This is a genomic window from Streptomyces sp. WM6378 (assembly GCF_001279695.1).
Lineage (GTDB): Bacteria > Actinomycetota > Actinomycetes > Streptomycetales > Streptomycetaceae > Streptomyces.
Genome location: NZ_LGDD01000332.1, coordinates 20,962 through 40,171, shown reverse-complemented (window position 1 = coordinate 40,171; position 19,210 = coordinate 20,962). Strand labels below are relative to the sequence as shown.

Below are 19,210 nucleotides of genomic sequence, written 5' to 3'. Positions count from 1 at the left end.
CAGCCTGCGCCCGCACTGGCACACCCACTTCGCCGTCGAGGACCCCCACGGCCACGCGGAGAAGGCCCGCGCCAACGGCGCCACCCTCCTCGCCGACGGCATCTCCGCCACCGGCACCTGGGTCCGCCTCAAAGACCCCGACGGCGCCACCTTCACCCTGAACGGCACGAAATAGGTCCGTGCCCCGCGTTGCGTTCACCCTGAAGCGGGGGCACCATGCCCGGGCGGGGGCCGGGTCCGGTGCCGAGCGTGGAGGTGGCGTCGATGTGCCGTCTGTTCGGACTGAGCAGTGCCCCGCGCCGCAGCCGGGCCACCTTCTGGCTGCTCGACGCCCCCGACAGCCTCACGGCGCAGAGCCATCGCGACCCGGACGGTACGGGCCTCGGGTACTTCGACCCCGACGGCACGCCTCAGGTCCGCAAGGCCCCGGACGCCGCGTACGAGGACCGTGAATTCGCCCAACAGGCCAGGCAGATCTGCTCGGCCACCTTCCTCGCCCACATCCGGCTCGCCTCGACCGGCGGCCTCACCGCCCCCAACACCCACCCGTTCCAGCAGGACGGGCGGCTGTTCGCGCACAACGGTGTCGTCGAAGACCTGCAAGCCCTGGAGGCCCGCCTTGGCCCGGATCTGTCCCTGGTCACCGGAGACACGGACTCCGAGCGGATCTTCGCGCTGATCACCCGCGAGATCCGCGCCGCGCGGGGCGACATCGGCACCGGCATCGAACATGCCACGCGCTGGGTGGCAGCCCAACTCCCCGTCTACTCCCTGAACTTCATCCTGACCACCCCGGACGAACTGTGGGCCCTGCGCTACCCGGCCACGCACGAGCTGTACGTACTGGAGCGCGAGGCGGGCGGCTTGCACGGGGCCCGGCACCTGGACCACAGCGGCAGCGCGGGCCGGATGCGGGTCCATTCCGGGGATCTCGCCGACACCCCGGCGGTCGTCATCGCCAGTGAGTGCATGGACGAGCATCCCGAGTGGCGGCTGATGGAGCCGGGCGAGCTGCTCCACGTCACGCCCGACGGCAGCACGCGGCGGCGGATCGTCCTGCCGGACCCACCGGCCAACGCTCTCAGGCTCGACGACCTCTCCGCCCGGGCGGCCCACTCGCAGAAAGCGGGCGGGTGAGCGAAGCCGACACGACGCGGAGTCCTGGACGGCTTGGCCCGCTTGGGTTCAGTACCCCACGCGGTGACTGTGTGTGACCGTTCGGGATGCGTGGGGCTCAGGGCGCTGTTTGTCTGGAGACATCTGCACCCCCCGAGCAGTAGGAGTGATCATGAGCGTTGCAGACGAGTTCGGTGCCCGTGCCCAGCAGATGCGCCAGAAGGCGGAGCAACTGGAGCAGGCCGCCGAGCGTGCGTCCGACCCGGCGGAGCGCGAGCGGCTGAAGGAGAAGGCCCGCCGTCTTCAGGAGCAGAGCAAGACGTCGGCCGACAGCAGCGGCATTGACCCCATGTGAGCCGAGCTCGCGCGGCGGCCCCTCGTTCACCACGAGGGGCCGCCGCGCACCCAACTACACATCACTGTAAAGGAGTTCACTGCTGCTCACCCGGTCACGACGCCCGGCAGTGCGAGGTCGCCGAGCAGGGCCGTGCCCACCGCGTCGGCCAGACCCGGGGGCAGACCGGCGGCCAGCGCCCCGGCGTCAAAGTGGCGTACGCGCCGGGGGAGTTGATCACCCCGAAGGTGAGCGCGCCCTGGACGGCCTTTGCCTCCTCGGCGCGGTAGCCGGTCAGGGCGTACGCAACAACGCTCATCAGCTCGAAGAAGACGAAGGCGTTGAAGAGGTCGCCGGTGAGCGCGAAGCCGCACATGCCCGCCTGGAAGAGCGGTACGAGCGCCGCATGCAAGGCCACCGACGGGATACCTGGCTAGGGTCGGAGCTGGAAGAGGCCGCTCCGGCAGCCGCCGCTGTCGTGTCGCGTGGGGCGGCCGCTCCGTGTGGCGGCGTACCCGCACGCCGCCCCGGCCTCGAAGAGAGGTACTGGCAGATGCAGTCATCGCCGGCCTGCGCCTCACCCGCAGCGGGCGGACAGGGGGGCCGCGATGACGTCCGCCGGGTCTGACGCGGGCGGGGGCCACGAGCCGGCCGAGACGTCCTCCGTGGGGCCCGCGTCGCGGACCCGGCGAGCGCGGCGGACGAGGATCGTGGTCGGCGGCAGGTCCTGGTTCGCCATCGGCTTCGCCGTCGGCCTGGGCGCGACGCTGGCGTGGCTGACCGTACAGACCGTCCTCGAAGTCGGCAGTCTGCTGACCCTGTTGCTCCTGTCCATGTTCCTCGCGCTCGCCCTGGAGCCCGTCGTCGCCTGGCTCACCCGGCACCGGGTGCGCCGCGGCTGGGCCGTCCTGCTGGTCCTGATCGTGCTGATCGCGTTCTTCGCCGGGTTCCTCGCGCTGGTCGTGCCCCCGGTCACCGACGAGGTCAACGCGCTGGTCAAGGCGGTGCCCGACTGGCTGAAGCAACTCAAGGACCACGACTCGGCGCTCGGCAGGTTCGAGGACCGCTACCACGTCATCGCCAAGGTCAAGGCGCAGTTCTCCAACGGCGGGGCGGCGGGGTTGGCGGGCGGCCTGCTCGGCGCCGGCCGGCTGGTGGTCGGGGCGGTGACCTCGGCCGTCGTCGTCATGGTCGTGACGGTGTACGTGATGGCGTTCCTGCCGTCCTTGAAGGCGTTCTGCCTGCGCTTCGTCGCGGCCCGCAAACGCCCGCACGCCCGGGCCGTCACCGACGAGATCCTGAACCGGGTGGGCCGCTACATGCTCGGCAACGTGGTGACCTCGGTGATCGCGGGGCTCGCCACGTTCATCTGGTGCGTGGTCACCGACGTGCCCTACCCCGCCGCGCTCGGCGTCTTCATCGCGCTGATGGACCTCATCCCCATCGTCGGCACCACGATCGGCGGCCTCGTCGTCAGCCTGGTGGCGCTGTCGGTGTCGCTGCCCGTGGCGCTCGCGACAGCGGGTTTCTACGTCGCGTTCCGGGTCGCCGAGGACTATCTGATCGTGCCGCGCGTGATGAGGTTCGCCGTCGATGTCCATCCCCTGGTGACGGTCGTCGGCGTGCTGCTCGGCGGCGCGCTGCTCGGCATCGTCGGAGCCCTGGTCGCGATCCCGGCCGCCGTCGCCATCGGCCTGATCCTGGACGAGCACGTCTTCTCCCGGACCGACGCGTCCTGAATCGTCGGAGCAGGCTCAGATCCGGCCGTCGCTGTATCCGCACACCCACGCCAGGGCGTCGTGCACGCCGCGCGTGAAGTCCCGGACGCCCGCCTCGGTGGTGGGGTCCTCCAACTGGACGACCGCCGCGTCCACCTCGGCGGTCAGCAGGCGCAGATCCGGTACGCGGCGGGCGTCCGTGCCCGTGACCGGTGCGCGGGCGGCGCGGCCCATGGCCCAGCGGTAGGCGGCGGCCGCGCCGAGGGCGAACTGCGCGGGCGCCTCGGACCGCGCCGTCAGGTACTTGAGCGCCAGGTCGACGTCGGCGCGGGGCCGGACGCCGATCAGCGGCGTACCGCTGTCGCGCGCGGCCCAGTTCTCGGGTGTGAACCCGTCTTCGGGTGCGGTCACATCACTCACCTCTGCATGCCGGTCGTCGCTGTGGGTTCTGTAGGAGCGGGTACCCAGAGAGCGGCGATCTCGGCATGTCCCTTTGGAGTACGTCCGTCACTGGGCCGGGGCGTCGCCGTCGGGGGAGCCGGCGGCGGCGAAAGCGGCGAGCGCTCCGGCGAAGGGGGCTGCTCAGGCTCCCATTACCCTGGCGGCATGACGATGCACACGGTGAGCGTTGACGCGATGATCGAGGACCTCAGGACGCTGGTCGAGGTCGAGTCCCCGTCGCGAGACCTCGACGCCCTGGCGGCATCGGCCAAGACGGTCGCCGCCGTCATCGAGAGCCGCCTCGGCGGGCACGCCGTCCTCGTGGGGAGCGAGGCCGGGCCGCATGTGCACTGGTCGGGCGGCGGCGAACCCAGGGTGCTGATCCTCGGCCACCACGACACGGTGTTCCCGCTCGGCACCCTGGCCCGCCGCCCCTTCAAGGTCGAGGACGGGCATGCGACGGGCCCCGGGGTCTTCGACATGCTGGGCGGTCTGGTGCAGGCCATTCACGGTCTGGCGGCGCTTGAGGACCGCTCCGGTGTCGAGATCCTGGTGACCGCGGACGAAGAGGTCGGCTCGCGCTCCTCCCGCGCGCTCATCGAGGAGCGGGCCCTGGCCTGCGGGGCGGTGCTCGTCTTCGAGGGCGCCGCCGACGGGGGCGGCCTCAAGACGGGCCGCAAGGGCTGCGGCACGTTCCAGGTCTCCGTCGCGGGCCGCGCCTCGCATGCCGGCCTTGAGCCGGCGGCCGGGGTGAACGCCCTGATCGAGGCGGCCCACCAGGTCCTGGACATCGCGGCGCTAGGGCGCCCGGAGATCGGCACGACCGTCACTCCGACCGTCGCGGCGGCGGGCACCCTCGACAACGTCGTACCGGCCGAGGCGACCGTCGTCGTCGACGTACGGGTCGAGACGGCCGAGGAGAAGGAGCGGATCGAAGCCGCCTTCGCCGCGCTCGCTCCGCATCTCGACGGGGCGGAGATCACGGTCGAGGGCGCGGTCGGCCGGCCTCCGATGCCCGAGTCGGCGTCGGCCGAGCTCTTCGCGGTGGCCGAGCGGCTGGTTCCCGGCATCGTGGGCAAGGCGGTCGGCGGCGGAAGCGACGGCAACTTCACGGCCGCCATGGGGGTGCCGACCCTGGACGGCCTCGGAGCGGTCGGTGGCGGTGCCCACGCCGACCACGAGTATCTGGTGGTCGACGCCATGGCCGGGCGGGCGAACCTGGTCGCCGGGCTGGTGAAGGCAATTCGGAACAAGTAGGCGCACGGCATCACATGGAGGCTCGTCTGCCTTCGTCGGTGGCGGCGCCCTCGGCCAGGGCGCGGGGAAGTGTGTCGAGCACGGTGAAGGAGCCGTCGAGGCGGACGATCCGCAATATGTGGGATATGCGAGGGGTGCCGCGTATCAGGCGCAGCACACCGCCCCGGCGAGCCACGTGTTCGCGTACCGCCAGGAGCAGCCGGATGCCGCCCGCGTCCAGGAACGTCACCGCACGCAGATCCAGGACCACATCGGCGTCGGCTCGGCAGACCAACGCATGGATGCGCGGGCCGAGTTCATGATGGGCCAGCATGTCCAGCTCGCCGTGCAGTTCGATGATGATGGTGCCGCCCACGGTGCGAGTCCGCAGCCAGAAGGCGAGTTCGTCAGCGCCCACGTCGCGCCTGCCCGTCTCTTGTGTGTCAGGTGCCGAATACCGCGCCGACACCCGGATTATCTCACTCTCCGTGACCCATTAGCAGGACGCGAAGCGGAGCCGAATCGCAAAGCCCCTGGTAGTCCTCATGCCCCGATGATCTGAGGAACTCACCTCTGTGACGTTCTGTAATGGTGCGAGTTTCGGACAAGATTGCGCGAGGGGTGTCCGGAGGGGCGGCTCAACCCGCGTACGGGTCCGCGACCTTGCCCGTCCCGGTCAGGAACGCGAAGTCGCACCCGGTGTCGGCCTGGGTGATCTGCTCACCGTACAGGGCGCCGTAACCACGCTCGTACCGTACGGGCGGAGCCGTCCAGGAGGTGCACCTCCGCTCCAACTCGCCGTCGGGCACGTTCAGTTGAAGGCTGCGGGACTCGACGTCGAGGGTGATGGAGTCTCCGGTGCGGACGAGCGCGAGGGGGCCGCCGACGTACGACTCCGGTGCGATGTGCAGCACGCAAGCGCCGTACGAGGTGCCGCTCATCCGGGCGTCGGAGATCCGCACCATGTCGCGTACCCCCTGCTTGAGGAGGTAGTCGGGGATGGGCAGCATGCCGTACTCGGGCATCCCCGGGCCGCCCCTGGGGCCCGCGTTGCGCAGCACGAGGACATGGTCCGGGGTGAGGGCCAAGGCCGGGTCGTTGATGGTGCGTTGAAGGGTGCGGTAGTCGTCGAAGACCATCGCGGGCCCGGTGTGTTTGAGCAGGCGCGGTTCGGCGGCGATGTGCTTGATGACCGCGCCGTCCGGGCAGAGGTTGCCGCGCAGCACCGCGACCCCGCCCTCGTCGGCCAGCGGCCTCGAACGCGGCCGGATCACGTCGTCGTTGTGCACGAGTGCCCCGGCGAGCTGCTCGCGCAGCGTGTCGTGCGCGACCGTGGGCCGGTCGAGGTGGAGCACGTCGGTGAGCCGGGACAGGAACCCGGGCAGCCCGCCGGCGAAGTGGAAGTCCTCCATCAGGTACCGGCCGCCGGGTCGGAGGTTGGCGAGGACCGGCACCGTGCGGGCGATCCGGTCGAAGTCGTCCAGCGTGAGCCGCACCCCGGACCGCCCGGCCATCGCGATCAGATGGATGACCGCGTTGGTGGAGCCGCCCAGGGCGAGCACGGTGGCCACCGCGTCCTCGTACGCCTCGGCCGTCAGGATCCGCGACGGTTTCAGGTCCTGGTGGACGAGTTCGACGATCCGCAGCCCGCTCGCCGCGGCCATCCGGTCGTGGCCGGAGTCGACCGCCGGGATCGAGGACGCACCCGGCAGAGTGACCCCGAGGGCCTCGGCCGCCGCCGTCAGCGTCGAGGCCGTGCCCATCGTCATGCAGTGCCCGGCCGAGCGTGCCAACCCCCCTTCCAGCTCGGCGAGTTCACAGTCGCCGATCAGGCCGGCCCGCTTGTCGTCCCAGTACTTCCACATGTCGGTGCCGGACCCGAGGACCTCGTCGCGCCAGTGGCCGGGCAGCATCGGTCCGGCGGGCACGAACACGGTCGGCAGGTCGGCCGAGGCCGCCCCCATCAGCAGCGCGGGGGTGGACTTGTCGCAGCCGCCGAGCAGGACGGCGCCGTCGACGGGGTAGGAGCGCAGCAGCTCCTCCGTCTCCATCGCGAGGAGGTTGCGGTAGAGCATCGGCGTCGGCTTCTGGAAAGTCTCCGACAGGGTGGCGACCGGGAATTCGAGGGGAAAGCCGCCCGCCTGCCACACCCCGCGCTTCACGGCCTGCGCCCGCTCGCGCAGGTGTACATGGCAGGGGTTGATGTCGGACCAGGTGTTGAGGATCGCGATGACGGGCTTGCCCAGGTGCTCCTCGGGCAGATAGCCGAGCTGACGGGTCCGGGCCCGGTGCGAGAAGGCGCGCAGCCCGTCGGCCCCGTACCACTGATGGCTGCGCAGTTGCTCGGGCCGTACGGTCATGTCCTCCACCCGGAGATCAGGTCGGCGACCAACGCCCGCTGTTCTTCTGGCAGTTCGCTACTCGGGGGACGGATGTCGCGGCGGCACAGGCCGAGCGTCGCGAGGGCCTCCTTCACCACCGCCACGTTGTCGGCCGCCTGGTGGGCGGCGCGCAGCTCCTCGAAGGGCCTGATCCGCTCCCAGAGTTGCATCGCCGCCGCGTAGTCGCCGGCGCGCAGGGCGGAGAGCAGTTCGAGGGAGAGGGAGGGGGTGACGTTGGCGAGGCCCGAGGTGAAGCCGGTGGCGCCGACCGCGAAGTAGGAGGGGGCGTACGGCTCGGCGAGACCGGCGACCCAGACGAACCGTTCGAAGCCCGCGTCGCGGGCGAACGCGGCGAAGCGGGTCGCGTCCGGGACCGCGTACTTCACACCGATGACGTTCGGGCACAACTCGCCCAGTGTGGACAGGAGTTGTCCGCCCAGTCGCGGATTCCTTACATAGGGGACGACGCCCAGCTCGGGCACGGCGTCGGCGATGGCCCGGTGGTAGTCGACCCAGCCGTCCTGCGAGACATAGGGGTGGACGGGCTGATGCACCATCACCATCTGGGAGCCGGCCGCCCGCGCCTGCTCGGCGGAGGCGATCGCGGTCGGCAGGTCAAGCCCGACACCGGCGAGCACGGCGGATCGCCCGGCGGCCTCCTCGCACGTCAACTCCAGGACAGCGGCACGCTCTTGGGGGCTCAGGGCGTAGAACTCGCCGGTGTTCCCATTGGGGGTGAGCGTGCGGATGCCGGCGGTGAGCAGCCGGTTCAGCAGGGCGCGGTGCGCGGCGGCATCGAGGGTGTCGTCAGTGGTGAAAGGGGTGACGGGGATCGCCACGACATCGGCGAGTGCCTCCCGCTGGGCGGCGAAGTCGGGTGTGTTCACGCGCTGTCCTTGTCGGAAGGCCGACCGGCGTCCTCGGGGAACGCCCGCCGGATGAACGACCCGATGTGGTCGTGCAGGGCGCGGGCCGCGCCGTCCGCGTCCCCGGCCAGCGCGTGGCGCAGGACCGCCCGGTGCTCGGCCGCCTCCCGCTCCCACGACGGCTGCGCTGCCCATGCCACGGCCGACACCAGGGCGGCCTGGTCGCGCACCTCGTCGAGCATCCGGGTAAGGAGGGGATTGCCGCACGGAAGGTACAGCGCGCGGTGGAACTCCCGGTTGGCCAGGGCCCGTTCGGCCCCGTCCTGCGCGCGGTCGGCACGGTCCAGCGCCTCCTCGGCCGCTGCCAGCGGGGCCTTGCGGGCGACTGTGCGGCGCACCGCCTCCGGTTCGAGCAGCAGCCGTACGTCGTACACCTCGCGAGCCATGTCGGCGTCGACCCGGCGGACGGCGACCCCCTTGTACTGGCTCATCGTCACAAGGCCGGTCCCGGCCAGCGTCTTGAGCGCCTCCCGCACCGGGGTCTTCGACACCCCGAACTGGGCTGCCAACTCCGTCTCGACCAGGGCCTGGCTGGGCCTGAGCGCGCCGGTGAGGATGGCGTGCCGGATCGCGTCGAGGACGAACTGGGTGCGGGAGGGGATGGGGGTGGGCGTGAAGGCCATGGGGTGCCTCGGATCTCGCGTCTCATATATGACGTACGAAGTGCGACGCGATGAAGCTAGATCCGGGCTCGGGATTCGTCAATGCTTCGGGCAACTCCCTTGATGTGTCCGCGTGTTCGTGCTGCCGCGAGCCTCGACTCAGCCGCCGTTGAGCAGCGTGGGTGCCGCGCTGTCGAGTACGGAGACGATGCGCTCCCAGGACTCCAAGTCCCGCTCTGTTGGCGGGAGGTCAGCACCCCGACCGGCTCCCCAGCCCTGGGCGATCGCGACCGGATCGGCGCCGGACGCGGCCGCTGCGGCGAGCGCGGCCGCGCCGACGGCCACCAGCTCCGTGCCGCTCGGGACGACGAGGGGCCGTCCCGACAGGCGGCGTACCGTCTCGACCCAGGTGCGGCCCTGGGCACCGCCGCCGATGAGGCGCAATGGCCTGGCCGCGACGGCGGGGGAGTCGGGGTCGAGGCCGCAGGCGCGCAGGACCTCGTCCAGCGCGCGCAGCACCGTGACGACGGCGCCTTCGTAGGCGGCGCCGAGGAGTTGCTGCGGTGTGGTGGCGTGGCGCAGGCCGGTGAGCAGCCCGGCGGCGTGCGGGAGATCGGGGGTGCGTTCGCCGTCGAGGTAGGGCAGGAGCACGGCCTCACCACCGGGTGCCGCGTCGTCGCGGTCGAGACCGAGCAGGGTGGCGACGCGGTCGACTGCGAGCGTGCAGTTCAGGGTGCAGGCCAGTGGGAGGTACCCGCCGTCGGCGGCGGCGAACCCGCTGAGCGCGGGGTTGGCGGGCCGGGTGCGGGTCGCGGCGAAGACCGTGCCGGAGGTCCCGAGGCTGAGCACGGGATGGTCCAGGAGCCCGGCGCCACCGAGCCCGAGGCCGACGGCCGCGCTCATGTTGTCACCGGTCCCGGCGGCCACGACGACACCGGGCGGCAGCCCGAGCGCTTCGGCGGCGGACGTGGTGAGGGTGCCGACGCGGGCGCCGCCGGTCGCGGCCACGGAGGGCAGCAACTCGGCTTCCAGGTCGATGAGTTGGAGGATCTCGGTGTCGTAGGACCCGGTCGCGGTGGAGTACCAGCCGGCGCCGGAGGCGTCCCCGCGGTCGGTGACGGCGACCCCGGCGAGTCGTTCGGTGAGGAAGTCGTGGGGCAGCCGGACTGCCGTGCAGCGAGCGATGGTCGAGGGTTCGTACTCGCACAGCCAGCGCCACTTGGCGGCGGTCATCGCGGCGACCGGTACGGAACCGGTGCGGGCGGTCCAGGCGGCCGGGCCGCCGAGCGCCGCGGTGAGGGCGGCGGCCTGCGGGGCGGAGCGGGTGTCGTTCCACAGCAGGGCAGGGCGGAGCGGCCGGTGGTCCCGGCCCAGGCTCACCAGGCCGTGCTGCTGCCCGGCCACCGCGATGGCGGTGACGGCGGACGCCGGCGCACGCGACTCCTTCAGGCCGGCGGCGACGGCCTCCCGCAGCGCCTGCCACCACCGCTCCGGGTCGCTCTCGCGGGCTCCCGCGGAGCCGTCGACGTGGTGCGGCGCGCGGCCGACGGCGAGCGTCCTTCCGGTGACGGCGTCGGCGAACAGGGCCTTGGTGGACTGGGTGGAACTGTCCACGCCGATGACGACCGGGCGGTGCGGCATCCGGGCACCTCTCTTGCGGGGTTCGAGGGGGCGGGAGTGATTTGGCCGTGCGGGTGACAAATGTGGTGCACCAAATTAGGCGACGCCCCAGGGTTACGGAAGCCGAAGCGATCGTGCAGTATTTGTCAGGTAACAAAACAAATAGCTCGGCAGGCGCCGAACGGACCCGCGTGAAGGTGGCGAAGAGGATGACGGAACGCTTCACCCCGACCCCCGAGGACAAGTTCTCCTTCGGTCTTTGGACCGTGGGCTGGCAGGGGCGCGACCCGTTCGGCGACGCGACCCGCCCGGCCCTCGACCCGGTCGAGTCGGTCCGGCGCCTCGCCGACCTCGGCGCGTACGGGGTGACCTTCCACGACGACGACCTGATCCCCTTCGGCACCCCGGACACCGAGCGGGAGTCGCACATCAAGCGGTTCCGGCAGGCGCTCGACGCCACCGGCATGGTCGTGCCGATGGCCACGACGAACCTCTTCACGCACCCGGTCTTCAAGGACGGCGCGTTCACCGCCAACGACCGCGACATCCGCCGGTACGCCCTGCGCAAGACCTTGCGCAACATCGACCTGGCCGTGGAACTGGGCGCCCACACCTACGTCGCCTGGGGCGGGCGCGAGGGCTCGGAATCGGGCGCCGCGAAGGACGTGCGCGTCGCCCTGGACCGGATGAAGGAAGCCTTCGACCTCCTTGGGCAGTACGTCACCGAGCAGCGCTACGACCTGCGCTTCGCCGTCGAGCCCAAGCCCAACGAGCCGCGCGGCGACATCCTGCTGCCCACGGTCGGGCACGCGCTCGCGTTCATCGAGCGACTGGAACGCCCGGAACTGGTCGGCGTGAACCCCGAGACCGGTCACGAGCAGATGGCCGGGCTCAACTTCACGCACGGCATCGCCCAGGCCCTGTGGGCGGGCAAGCTCTTCCACATCGACCTGAACGGCCAGTCCGGCATCAAGTACGACCAGGACCTGCGCTTCGGCTCCGGCAACCTGCGCGATGCGTTCTGGCTGGTGGACCTGCTCGAATCCGCGCACTACACGGGCCCGAGGCACTTCGACTTCAAGCCGCCGCGCACCGAGGACATGGCCGGGGTGTGGGCGTCGGCGGCCGGCAACATGCGCAACTACCTGATCCTGAAGGCGCGTTCGGCCGCCTTCCGGGCCGACCCCGAGGTGCGCGAGGCGCTGCGCGCGGCACGCCTGGACGACCTCGCCCGGCCCACCGCCGAGGACGGCCTCGCCGGACTGCTCGCCGACCGTACGGCCTTCGAGGACTTCGACGTGGAGGAGGCGGGGGAGCGGGGCATGGCCTTCGAGCACCTCGACCAGCTGGCGATGGATCACCTGCTCGGCACCCGCTGAACCGGGCCGCCCCACGCTTCGTCCGCGTGGGCGGCCCGGCTGGAACTCGCGATCAGTAACGGATGGTGCTCGGGCGGGTCGCGGGGTGCGGGGCGTGTGGGGAGTTGCCGCCCGGACTCATGGAGAAGGCGCCGTTCTGGAGTGGGCCGGGGCTGTACCCGCCGCTGGTCAGGGGCTCGGGGTTGTAGGCGTCGAAGACTTGGCCGTCGACGCTGATGCCGGAGAAGTCGAGCCGGTCGAAGGACGGGTAGCTCTGGGTCGGGGACTCGATGATGGCCTCGGCGCTGACGTTCTGGGCGCCGAGGTTCTGGGTGGTGTGCTCGGTCCAGCCCCGGGTGTTGTCGGTCAGCGTGAGGGTGTAGTCGCCGCCGCCGTCGGAGACCACGGTGCCGGTCATGCTGTCGCCCTCGGAGACGGGATCGTCCCAGTAGATGGGCTGGGCCGGGTACATCTCGTACCAGGCCGAGAGCTGCGGGCTGCCGCTGGAGCAGTCGGTCTGCACCCCGGTCTGCTCCACCGTCTGTGAGCCGTAGCCGTCGATGCCGACCCAAGGGGCGAAGAGGTCGTTGCTGGAGTTGCAGGTGGCGTGCGGCTCGACCCAGGAGCCGGTGATGCGGGTGAACGAACCCTGGGCGACGTAACCGCCCCAGACGCTGTCCTTGATGTGCGCGTCGTACGGACTGAAGGTGGCGGCGGACGCGGTCGCCGTACCGACGCCGAGTGGGGCGACGACGGTTGCGGCCAGGAGCAGACCGGCAGCGGCCGATCTGGCGCGGTTGGTTCTGCGGAACTGCCGTGGGGGGCGTATGCGGGTACCCATGTGCCGGTCTCCTCTGGGTGAGGGAGTGGGGGAAGGCGGCGGGTGGGCCGGGCTCATGGTGGCGGCGGGCGGCCGGAACTCTCCAGGGGCGGGCGGGATCCGGAACCCGCCATGGCGGGAACATGACATGATGCCCCGGGGGTGGACAGAGCGGGTCCACAGGCGGTAGGCGCTCGCGCCGCGCGACCGGGCGCGACCGAGGAAGAGGCGGTCAGGATGCACCCCAACTCCCCCTATGTGTACGGGACTTCAACCAGACCGGCGACCGACCCGTCCGTCGACGGTCTGCTCGTGGCACTCGGCGTACCGGAACCGGAAGAGCGCGTCTACCTCCACGTCCTCTCCCGGCCGGGTCGCACCACGGAACGGATCGCCGCCGACCTGACCCTGCGCGACGAACAGGTGGCGCGGACACTGGAGTTGCTCGCCGAGCGAGGGCTGGTGTGCCGACGTGGGGCGCGGCCGCAGTGGTCGGCCGCGGCGCCGGACGTGGCCGTGGAGGCCCTTCTGCTGCGCCGCGAGGAGGAGTTGTGCCGGACCCGGGGCCGCATCGGCGAGCTGATGCGGACGTATCACCGGGCGCGACGACCGTCCGCCGCGGGCCTCGTGGAGATGGTGACCGGACGTGCCGCCATCGCGGACCGCTGGCGCAGCATGCAGGAGGGCGCCCGCCACGACGTGTTGCTCTTCGACAAGGCCCCGCACATCATGCGGGCCGATCCCGGGGTCGAACTGCCCTTGCTGGCCAGGGGAGTTCGGATGCGAGTCGTCTACGAGGCGAACACGGTGCGCGCACCTGGCCGACTGGCCGAGCTCCGCGAGTTCATCGAGGCGGGGGAGGAGGCCCGGGTACTGCCCGAACTCCCCTGCAAACTGGCCGTGGTGGACGACCGATGGGCGATGCTGCCGGTGTCGAACGGCGCGGAGCTGCGAGGCGCGCTGTTCGTGCGGCCGTCATCGCTCCTCGACGCGCTGGTGGCCATGTTCGAGGTGTACTGGCACCGGGCCCCACGCGTCCCGGACGCCGACGACCCCGGACGCGCGGCCGGCGACCGCCGAAGCGAACTCCTGACCCTGCTCTCGGCCGGCCTGACCGACGACAGCATCGCCCGCCACCTGGGAGTCTCGCCCCGAACGGTGCAACGCTGGGTGCACGAACTGATGGACATGCTGGGCGCCCGCACCCGCTTCCAGGCAGGCATCCAGGCGGCTCGGGCGGGGTTGCTGTGAGCCGCGCGGACCGTGCGGGGCCGGAGAGGCTCAGTTGGGGACGGGCAGGGCGCGAGTCAGTACGCGAGTAGTGCTGCCGTCGTCCTCGATCACGTCCCGGACGTGCTCGAAGCCGATCCTGGCCAGCAACTTCAGCGATGCGGTGTTCGGCGCGGCCACGGTGGCGTGTACCTCGGCCAGGCCGAGCGGGCCGAACCCGTAGGCGACGAGGGCCTCGGCCAGTTCCGTTCCGAGGCCCGAGCCCCACGCCGTCGGGGCCAGCGCGTAGATGATCTCGTGGCCCCCGACCACATCGGTCGGCTTGATCTCGGCGTGCCCGATCAGCAGACCGTCCCTGCGAACGGCCCAGACATCGAAGAGCTGCTGGGCATAGACCTTCGTGAAGATCCGCCCGAACAGGGACCGGTCCGCTGCCTCGGTGGCCCGTCCGTCGCCCATCCACTGCGACACGCTCGCATCCTGGAACAGGGCGACGAACCCCTCTTCGTCCTCAGGGACATAGGGCTCCAGGAGCAGTCGCTCAGTACGCAGATTCGGGGTCATGGACGGCGACGGTACGCATCGGGCACCGGGCCGGCAAACCACTTTCCCCAGCGTGAACAGGGCGAGTGGCGTGCATCGATCCGAGCAGGGGGAGCGCGTGGGCGGTGTGGCCGCCAGGTCAGCTGATCCGGTGGTCGCCCACCTCGACGGTCAGGTGCGGCCACGCCGCGACGAACCGCGTCAGCTCACTCGCCGTCAAATCACCTGTACGGCAAAGGAGTTGGTGAGCGTGGAAATGGACCGTCGTGCCGGTCGTGCCGTCGTTCTCGGTCGGTGTCAGGCCAGTGGTGGGGACCCCGTGCACGTAGCGCTGGACCCACGCTCCGCCCGCCCGGCGGTTGGTGTGCACGAGCCATTCGCTGAGCGCCGCGACGACGGACATGCCCCGGCGCGGGTGACCGTCGGGAAGTGACTGCGCTTCGGGGTGATCGAAGAAGCGCAGGTCCTTCGTCGCCATGACCGGCTTCTTGACGGGCCGGCCGTCCGCGTCGTAGCGGGTGTCGGTGCCTCGCCCGTTGTCCGCGACCGATACGGAACCATCGGCATGGAGGGTGATCACGCACCGTCCCGCACCCCTGGACTCCGCCTCGTCGGCTGCGTAAGCGACGACTTCAAGGACGAGGTGCCGCAGGCCGCCGGGAGCGAACGTGGCTGAGTCGCCCCGGACGCACGAGAGGTGGTCGGCGTCCACGGTGCGGGCCCAGTCGTGCGTCGTGTTGCGCCAGGACGGCGTCGGTCTGTCCATCGGTGAAGTATGCCAAGCACGGGGGAGGGCGACGCGTCGACCGGAAGGATCGCCGTGGTTCCCGCCCCATGCGCGCTCTCCTCAACCTGTGCCACCACCTCCCCCGGTCCCGAGCCCCGCTCATACCATGAGCACCGTGAATCTTCAGAAGCTGATGGCAGAACAGACAGGGCTTCGCGACGTTCCGGCCGTGGCGGCGGGTTCGTCGACGGGAGGCGCACGGACGACGGCCGCCCTCGGGCCGGACACCGTGACGGCGGAATCCTGTTTCCGTATCGCGTCACTGACGAAGGTCTTCACCTCTGCGGCGCTGCTCCGCACACTGCGGGACGAGGGCGTGCCACTGGACACCCCTGTCGTCGAACTGCTCCCCGGCCTCGCGCCGGACTGGCGGGCCGACAGGAGCATCACCGTGGAACAGATCCTGGGTCAGGTCTCCGGCCTGCGTGAATCGGTGGACGGGGCGACGGTGGCGGCGCTGGGCGACGGGGACGGCGCGCTCCTGGAGGCCGCCCGGCTCGTGGTCCGCGCCGGGAACGAGCGGCAGCCCGGGCGCCGGTGGTCGTACTACAACGGCAATTACTTCCTGGCCGGCTCGGTCCTCGCCACGCTGAACGGCACGACGTACGAGAGCGCGTTGCGGGCGAGCCTCCTCGCCCCCTGGGGCTTCGCACGGACGGACTTCGAGACCCCGGCCGCGTCCGTCACCGGGTGGAGCGGCACGACCGAACTCCCGTCGCTCGGCTATCCCCGCACCCGTCGGCCCAGTGGCGGCCTGTGGTCCTCGGTGTCGGAGCTCCTGGCCGTCGGCGAGCGCCTGCTCGCCGACCGGGCTCTCCTGGAGGAGGTCAGCCGTCCGCGCACCCGGCCCGACGACCCCATGTCCTACGGGCTCGGATGGGCGCTGGGCCCGTCGGGCCAGATGTATCTCAACGGCCGGCTCCCGGGCTACCGGGCTGCCATGGTCCTGATCCCGGACCGGGACTACGCGAGCGTGGCCCTCGCCGGCCAGGAGACTGCCCTGCCCGCCTTGGCGCGCCTGCTCAGCGACATGCAGCAACCCCTGACCGGGGACGACATCGCCGAGGCGGTCGACGCCTTCGCGGCGTGAGGATCGGTGGTGAGAAGCAGTCCACCGTGCGCCGCCGTCTCAGTCCAGGGGCAGACGCCCTTCGCCGTTCACCGGCCGCCGCTGAAGTGCCACGCCTCGATGTCGCGGTAGTGGATGGGACCCGGGCCGCGTCCGATGTTGCTCGCCACCAGGTGCAGGCGCTCGGCCTCCCACTCACGGCCGGTGAAGGCGGCGAGGTCGGAGGCTACGGTCACGACGCTGGAGGGGTCGTCGCGGCGGGCCCGGGCCAGCGTCAGATGGGGCCGTAGCGGCCGGTCCTCGAAGACGATGCCGCACTCCTTGACCACGCCGCGGACATCGGCCGTGAGCTGGTGCAGCCCGTCGAGGTCCCCCTCGATCCCGCTCCACAGCACCCGCGCGTCGAAGTGCCCGCCGCCGCGCAGCGCCAGTCGCAGCGGCCGGCGCGCTGCCGCGAGATCCGCGAGCGGCTGCCGCAGGAGCGGGGCGGTTTCGACCGGGAGCTCGCCGAGGAAGGCCAGGGTGATGTGCCAGTCCTCGATGCGGTTCCACCGCAGGCGCGGGTACGCGTCGTAGGCGGGTCGCAGCGCTCGCGCCAGCTCTTCCTTCGCGTCGTCGGGCGGGGCGAGCGCTATGAACACGCGGACGGTCGCGGGCTGAATCGGTTCGTTCACGTAGCACTTCGTACACCACGGGCCGCCGGAACGTTCGCAGGCCCCTGCCCCGCACGCGTCAGGAAGCCCGCCCGCCTTCGTCCACCGGTGGGCCGAGCCGGACCATGTGGCAAGGTGGCGGCCATGTCCGGGACAGCACAGCCCCCTGTGCACACCCGTCGTTCCGAGGCGCACACCCCCGCCGCACCCGTCACACACAGAGGAGTCCCATGTCCGTCGTGATCCGACAGCCGGGCGTCGTCCTGACCGACCGTCTCTTCCAGGTGCCGCTGGACCACGAAGCGCCGCAGGGCGAGCAGATCGAGGTGTACGCCCGTGAGGTGGTCGCGGCCGCCAAGGAACGTGCCGAACTCCCGTGGCTGCTCTACCTCCAGGGCGGTCCCGGCGGGCGGGCCGCCCGGCCGGTGGGCCGGGACAGCTGGCTGGACCGGGCACTGGAGGACTATCGGGTCCTGCTCCTGGACCAGCGAGGCACGGGACGCTCGACCCCCGCCACCCGACAGACCCTGCCCCTGCGCGGCAGCGCCGAGGCGCAGGCCGAGTACCTCTCCCACTTCCGCGCCGACTCGATCGTCCGCGACGCGGAACTGATTCGCCGTCAGCTGCTCGGGGACCAGGGCCGGTGGAGCCTGCTCGGCCAGAGCTTCGGCGGCTTCTGCACCCTCACCTACCTGTCGCAGGCTCCCGAGGGGCTGCGCGAGGCGCTGGTCACCGGTGGTCTGGCGGGCCTGCGCAGCAGCGCGGCGGATGTGTACCGGGCGGCCTACCCGCGCGTCGCCCGCAAGAACGCCGCCCACTACGCGCGCTACCCCGAGGACGTCGAGGCCGTACGCCGGGTCGCCGAGCACCTCCTCGCCGCACCCGCCGAGCTGCCCGACGGCGGGCGGCTGACCGTACGGGCCTTCCAGGCGCTCGGCCTGCTGCTCGGTACCGGCAACGGCTCCCACCTCCTGCACTACCTCCTTGAGGACGCCTGGGTCCAGGGAACCTCCGGGCCCGAGCTGTCCGACACGTTCCTGGCGGGCGTCCAGTCGAAGCTGTCCTTCGCCGACAGCCCGCTCTACGCCGTACTGCACGAATCCATCTACGGCCAGCGCTCGGTGGACCCCGGGCCGACCGGCTGGGCCGCCGAGCGGGTCCGCTCGGAGTTCCCCGAGTTCGACGCCGCGCAGGCACTGACGGACGGCGCCCCCGTGCTGTTCACCGGGGAGATGATCTACCCCTGGATGTTCGAGTCCGACCCGGCGCTGCGCCCCCTGCGAGAAACCGCGGACCTGCTGGCCAACCGCACGGACTGGCCCGACCTGTACGCCCCTGACGTCCTGGCGGCCAATCAGGTCCCGGTGTTCGCAGCCGTCTACCACGACGACATGTACGTCGACACCGCCGACTCACTGGCGACGGCCGATGCGGTACGCGGCCTGCGGACCTGGGTGACCAACGAGTGGGAGCACGACGGCCTGCGGGTCAGCGACGGGAAGGTTCTGGACCGCCTGATCGGCATGGCTCGGGACCGGGCGTAGGGGAACCATGCCCCGGGTCCAACAGGGAGGCAGGGTCCCGTAGTTCGTGGCCGCGCGGAGCCGACCCCCCCCCGTCAAGGCCCGCCTCAGTGGATCCGGCGGGTGCCCGGTATGGCGCGGTAGCGGATCTGCCACTGGCTTCGGCGGACGTAGGTGCGCTGGAGCCACCTGTCCTGGCCGTCGTAGTGGCCGACGAAGCGTGAACGTGCGTGCAGGCCCTTGCGGTTGTTGGTGGGCAGGGCACGGCCGGACCGCAGTTTGAACTCGTGGGCCACCGCGCGGCACGCCGTCTGCAACAGGGCGAGGGACGTCTCGGCGACCGGGCTCAGGGAGTGAACTCCGTTGGCGGCGCTGGAGATCTCGGGGAAGCCGGCCGGACCTTTGATCATCGGGACTGGGTCGAAGAGCACGTCCGCGTCACCGGCCACCGCAGGGGTGCCCTCGGAGACCAACGTCGATTTGTGGCGGCTGGGCAGGCCGTCCCAGGAGCGGGGGAAGCTGGGCGTCCTGGGGGAGAAGTGCGGGTGTACAGGGCGCCGGGTGTGTCGTTGTGCCGGCCGAAGCCCAGGATCTGCTGGAGCGTCGCCAGGGGGAGCCGGGCGAAGACCTGGTGGTAGTGGGTCATGGCCAAGTCGATGTCCCCTGGTGGAGCGGCGAGTTCGGCCAGTCCGTTGGCGAGTGTGTCGCGCACGTCGTCGGGCAGCAGGATGTGTCCGACGACGGAGGTGTTCTCGCATTCGCTGACGGGTGTCGCGTGGGCACCGGGCATGCGCGTTCCTTCCTTCGGTCAGCAGTTACCTGAGGGGCGGGCAGGAAGGGGGGACCCGCGGGG

Annotated in this window: 21 protein-coding genes and 1 pseudogene; 9 read left to right on the top strand and 13 right to left on the bottom strand. The window is 71.2% G+C overall.

Annotation, left to right across the window (positions count from 1 at the left end):
- The first annotated feature begins 4 nt into the window (after positions 1-4).
- The 3 genes from ADK54_RS48995 (at position 5) to ADK54_RS36935 (ending at position 1,471) form a co-directional block, all read left to right on the top strand.
- On the top strand, positions 5-175 hold the full coding sequence (locus ADK54_RS48995) for a VOC family protein (protein ID WP_420717466.1): 171 nt from the start codon (positions 5-7) through the stop codon (positions 173-175).
- An 89-nt stretch (positions 176-264) separates the two neighbouring features.
- The gene (locus tag ADK54_RS36940) at positions 265-1,137 is read left to right on the top strand and encodes a class II glutamine amidotransferase (RefSeq protein WP_053730194.1); all 873 of its coding nucleotides are present in this window, start codon (positions 265-267) and stop codon (positions 1,135-1,137) included.
- Between the two features lie 151 nt (positions 1,138-1,288).
- The gene (locus ADK54_RS36935; protein WP_053730198.1) at positions 1,289-1,471 is read left to right on the top strand and encodes a DUF6381 family protein; all 183 of its coding nucleotides are present in this window, start codon (positions 1,289-1,291) and stop codon (positions 1,469-1,471) included.
- Positions 1,472-1,658: 187 nt separating this feature from the next.
- On the opposite strand, the pseudogene ADK54_RS44225 reads toward ADK54_RS36935, so the two are convergent.
- Positions 1,659-1,853, bottom strand: a pseudogene (locus ADK54_RS44225) (NADH-quinone oxidoreductase subunit D); the annotation flags it as partial.
- A 205-nt stretch (positions 1,854-2,058) separates the two neighbouring features.
- Here ADK54_RS44225 and ADK54_RS36925 point away from each other — a divergent pair.
- Positions 2,059-3,189: an AI-2E family transporter gene (locus ADK54_RS36925; RefSeq protein WP_078966919.1), complete on the top strand. Its 1,131-nt coding sequence runs from the start codon at positions 2,059-2,061 to the stop codon at positions 3,187-3,189.
- Between the two features lie 15 nt (positions 3,190-3,204).
- Here the strand turns inward: ADK54_RS36925 and ADK54_RS36920 are convergent, their stop codons facing one another.
- Positions 3,205-3,579, bottom strand: a complete 375-nt coding sequence (locus tag ADK54_RS36920) for a hypothetical protein (RefSeq protein ID WP_053730191.1) — start codon at positions 3,577-3,579, stop codon at positions 3,205-3,207.
- A gap of 195 nt (positions 3,580-3,774) precedes the next feature.
- Here ADK54_RS36920 and ADK54_RS36915 point away from each other — a divergent pair, with 195 nt between their 5' ends.
- Positions 3,775-4,866 carry a M20 family metallopeptidase gene (locus ADK54_RS36915; protein ID WP_053730190.1) on the top strand — a complete coding sequence of 364 codons (1,092 nt, stop codon included), beginning with the start codon at positions 3,775-3,777 and terminating at the stop codon, positions 4,864-4,866.
- Between the two features lie 10 nt (positions 4,867-4,876).
- On the opposite strand, the gene ADK54_RS36910 is transcribed toward ADK54_RS36915, so the two are convergent.
- From ADK54_RS36910 to xylB, 5 genes are all read right to left on the bottom strand, one after another.
- A complete protein-coding gene (locus tag ADK54_RS36910) occupies positions 4,877-5,263 on the bottom strand; it encodes an STAS domain-containing protein (protein WP_053730189.1) in 387 nt (128 codons plus the stop codon).
- 220 nt (positions 5,264-5,483) lie between these two features.
- Positions 5,484-7,205 (bottom strand): L-arabinonate dehydratase, encoded by a 1,722-nt coding sequence (gene araD, locus ADK54_RS36905; protein ID WP_053730197.1) that lies wholly within the window; start codon positions 7,203-7,205, stop codon positions 5,484-5,486.
- A complete protein-coding gene (locus ADK54_RS36900) occupies positions 7,202-8,113 on the bottom strand; it encodes a dihydrodipicolinate synthase family protein (RefSeq protein ID WP_053730188.1) in 912 nt (303 codons plus the stop codon). Before ADK54_RS36900 ends, araD begins: the two co-directional genes overlap by 4 nt.
- Positions 8,110-8,775, bottom strand: a complete 666-nt coding sequence (locus ADK54_RS36895) for a GntR family transcriptional regulator (RefSeq protein ID WP_053730187.1) — start codon at positions 8,773-8,775, stop codon at positions 8,110-8,112. The genes ADK54_RS36900 and ADK54_RS36895 overlap by 4 nt, the downstream gene beginning before the upstream one ends.
- A gap of 138 nt (positions 8,776-8,913) precedes the next feature.
- The gene (xylB, locus tag ADK54_RS36890) at positions 8,914-10,395 is read right to left on the bottom strand and encodes a xylulokinase (RefSeq protein ID WP_053730186.1); all 1,482 of its coding nucleotides are present in this window, start codon (positions 10,393-10,395) and stop codon (positions 8,914-8,916) included.
- A gap of 188 nt (positions 10,396-10,583) precedes the next feature.
- Between xylB and xylA the strand changes: the two genes are divergently transcribed.
- The gene (gene xylA, locus ADK54_RS36885) at positions 10,584-11,753 is read left to right on the top strand and encodes a xylose isomerase (protein WP_053730185.1); all 1,170 of its coding nucleotides are present in this window, start codon (positions 10,584-10,586) and stop codon (positions 11,751-11,753) included.
- Between the two features lie 52 nt (positions 11,754-11,805).
- On the opposite strand, the gene ADK54_RS36880 is transcribed toward xylA, so the two are convergent.
- A complete protein-coding gene (locus tag ADK54_RS36880) occupies positions 11,806-12,573 on the bottom strand; it encodes a G1 family glutamic endopeptidase (RefSeq protein WP_053730184.1) in 768 nt (255 codons plus the stop codon).
- Positions 12,574-12,789: 216 nt separating this feature from the next.
- Here ADK54_RS36880 and ADK54_RS36875 point away from each other — a divergent pair, with 216 nt between their 5' ends.
- Positions 12,790-13,803, top strand: coding sequence for a helix-turn-helix transcriptional regulator (locus tag ADK54_RS36875; RefSeq protein WP_053730183.1), 1,014 nt, complete (start codon positions 12,790-12,792; stop codon positions 13,801-13,803).
- A 30-nt stretch (positions 13,804-13,833) separates the two neighbouring features.
- On the opposite strand, the gene ADK54_RS36870 is transcribed toward ADK54_RS36875, so the two are convergent.
- Together ADK54_RS36870 and ADK54_RS36865 are read right to left on the bottom strand one after the other, a co-directional pair.
- Positions 13,834-14,346, bottom strand: coding sequence for a GNAT family N-acetyltransferase (locus ADK54_RS36870; RefSeq protein ID WP_053730182.1), 513 nt, complete (start codon positions 14,344-14,346; stop codon positions 13,834-13,836).
- A 118-nt stretch (positions 14,347-14,464) separates the two neighbouring features.
- Entirely contained in the window at positions 14,465-15,091 is a 627-nt protein-coding gene (locus ADK54_RS36865) for an ATP-binding protein (protein ID WP_053730181.1), read from the bottom strand.
- A 136-nt stretch (positions 15,092-15,227) separates the two neighbouring features.
- Between ADK54_RS36865 and ADK54_RS36860 the strand changes: the two genes are divergently transcribed.
- Positions 15,228-16,202, top strand: coding sequence for a serine hydrolase domain-containing protein (locus ADK54_RS36860; protein WP_053730180.1), 975 nt, complete (start codon positions 15,228-15,230; stop codon positions 16,200-16,202).
- A 68-nt stretch (positions 16,203-16,270) separates the two neighbouring features.
- On the opposite strand, the gene thpR is transcribed toward ADK54_RS36860, so the two are convergent.
- Entirely contained in the window at positions 16,271-16,855 is a 585-nt protein-coding gene (gene thpR, locus ADK54_RS36855) for an RNA 2',3'-cyclic phosphodiesterase (RefSeq protein WP_053730179.1), read from the bottom strand.
- Positions 16,856-17,064: 209 nt separating this feature from the next.
- On the opposite strand from thpR, the gene ADK54_RS36850 reads away from it, so the two are divergent.
- Positions 17,065-18,378, top strand: coding sequence for an alpha/beta fold hydrolase (locus ADK54_RS36850; protein ID WP_053730178.1), 1,314 nt, complete (start codon positions 17,065-17,067; stop codon positions 18,376-18,378).
- Positions 18,379-18,464: 86 nt separating this feature from the next.
- On the opposite strand, the gene ADK54_RS47020 is transcribed toward ADK54_RS36850, so the two are convergent.
- The gene (locus ADK54_RS47020) at positions 18,465-18,767 is read right to left on the bottom strand and encodes a hypothetical protein (RefSeq protein ID WP_199827119.1); all 303 of its coding nucleotides are present in this window, start codon (positions 18,765-18,767) and stop codon (positions 18,465-18,467) included.
- On the bottom strand, positions 18,764-19,147 hold the full coding sequence (locus ADK54_RS47015) for a hypothetical protein (protein WP_199827118.1): 384 nt from the start codon (positions 19,145-19,147) through the stop codon (positions 18,764-18,766). The genes ADK54_RS47020 and ADK54_RS47015 overlap by 4 nt, the downstream gene beginning before the upstream one ends.
- Between the last annotated feature and the right edge of the window lie 63 nt (positions 19,148-19,210).

What these genes read in the sequence shown, in the direction of transcription:
- ADK54_RS36865 (WP_053730181.1), bottom strand. Translation starts at nt 15,091, where the DNA reads ATGGACAGACCGACGCCGTCCTGGCGCAACACGACGCACGACTGGGCC.
- ADK54_RS36925 (WP_078966919.1), top strand. Translation starts at nt 2,059, where the DNA reads ATGACGTCCGCCGGGTCTGACGCGGGCGGGGGCCACGAGCCGGCCGAG.
- ADK54_RS36935 (WP_053730198.1), top strand. Translation starts at nt 1,289, where the DNA reads ATGAGCGTTGCAGACGAGTTCGGTGCCCGTGCCCAGCAGATGCGCCAG.
- araD (WP_053730197.1), bottom strand. Translation starts at nt 7,205, where the DNA reads ATGACCGTACGGCCCGAGCAACTGCGCAGCCATCAGTGGTACGGGGCC.
- ADK54_RS36940 (WP_053730194.1), top strand. Translation starts at nt 265, where the DNA reads ATGTGCCGTCTGTTCGGACTGAGCAGTGCCCCGCGCCGCAGCCGGGCC.
- ADK54_RS36880 (WP_053730184.1), bottom strand. Translation starts at nt 12,573, where the DNA reads ATGGGTACCCGCATACGCCCCCCACGGCAGTTCCGCAGAACCAACCGC.
- ADK54_RS36915 (WP_053730190.1), top strand. Translation starts at nt 3,775, where the DNA reads ATGACGATGCACACGGTGAGCGTTGACGCGATGATCGAGGACCTCAGG.
- ADK54_RS47020 (WP_199827119.1), bottom strand. Translation starts at nt 18,767, where the DNA reads ATGATCAAAGGTCCGGCCGGCTTCCCCGAGATCTCCAGCGCCGCCAAC.
- ADK54_RS47015 (WP_199827118.1), bottom strand. Translation starts at nt 19,147, where the DNA reads ATGCCCGGTGCCCACGCGACACCCGTCAGCGAATGCGAGAACACCTCC.
- ADK54_RS36870 (WP_053730182.1), bottom strand. Translation starts at nt 14,346, where the DNA reads ATGACCCCGAATCTGCGTACTGAGCGACTGCTCCTGGAGCCCTATGTC.
- ADK54_RS36875 (WP_053730183.1), top strand. Translation starts at nt 12,790, where the DNA reads ATGCACCCCAACTCCCCCTATGTGTACGGGACTTCAACCAGACCGGCG.
- xylA (WP_053730185.1), top strand. Translation starts at nt 10,584, where the DNA reads ATGACGGAACGCTTCACCCCGACCCCCGAGGACAAGTTCTCCTTCGGT.
- ADK54_RS36895 (WP_053730187.1), bottom strand. Translation starts at nt 8,775, where the DNA reads ATGGCCTTCACGCCCACCCCCATCCCCTCCCGCACCCAGTTCGTCCTC.
- xylB (WP_053730186.1), bottom strand. Translation starts at nt 10,395, where the DNA reads ATGCCGCACCGCCCGGTCGTCATCGGCGTGGACAGTTCCACCCAGTCC.
- ADK54_RS36850 (WP_053730178.1), top strand. Translation starts at nt 17,065, where the DNA reads ATGTCCGTCGTGATCCGACAGCCGGGCGTCGTCCTGACCGACCGTCTC.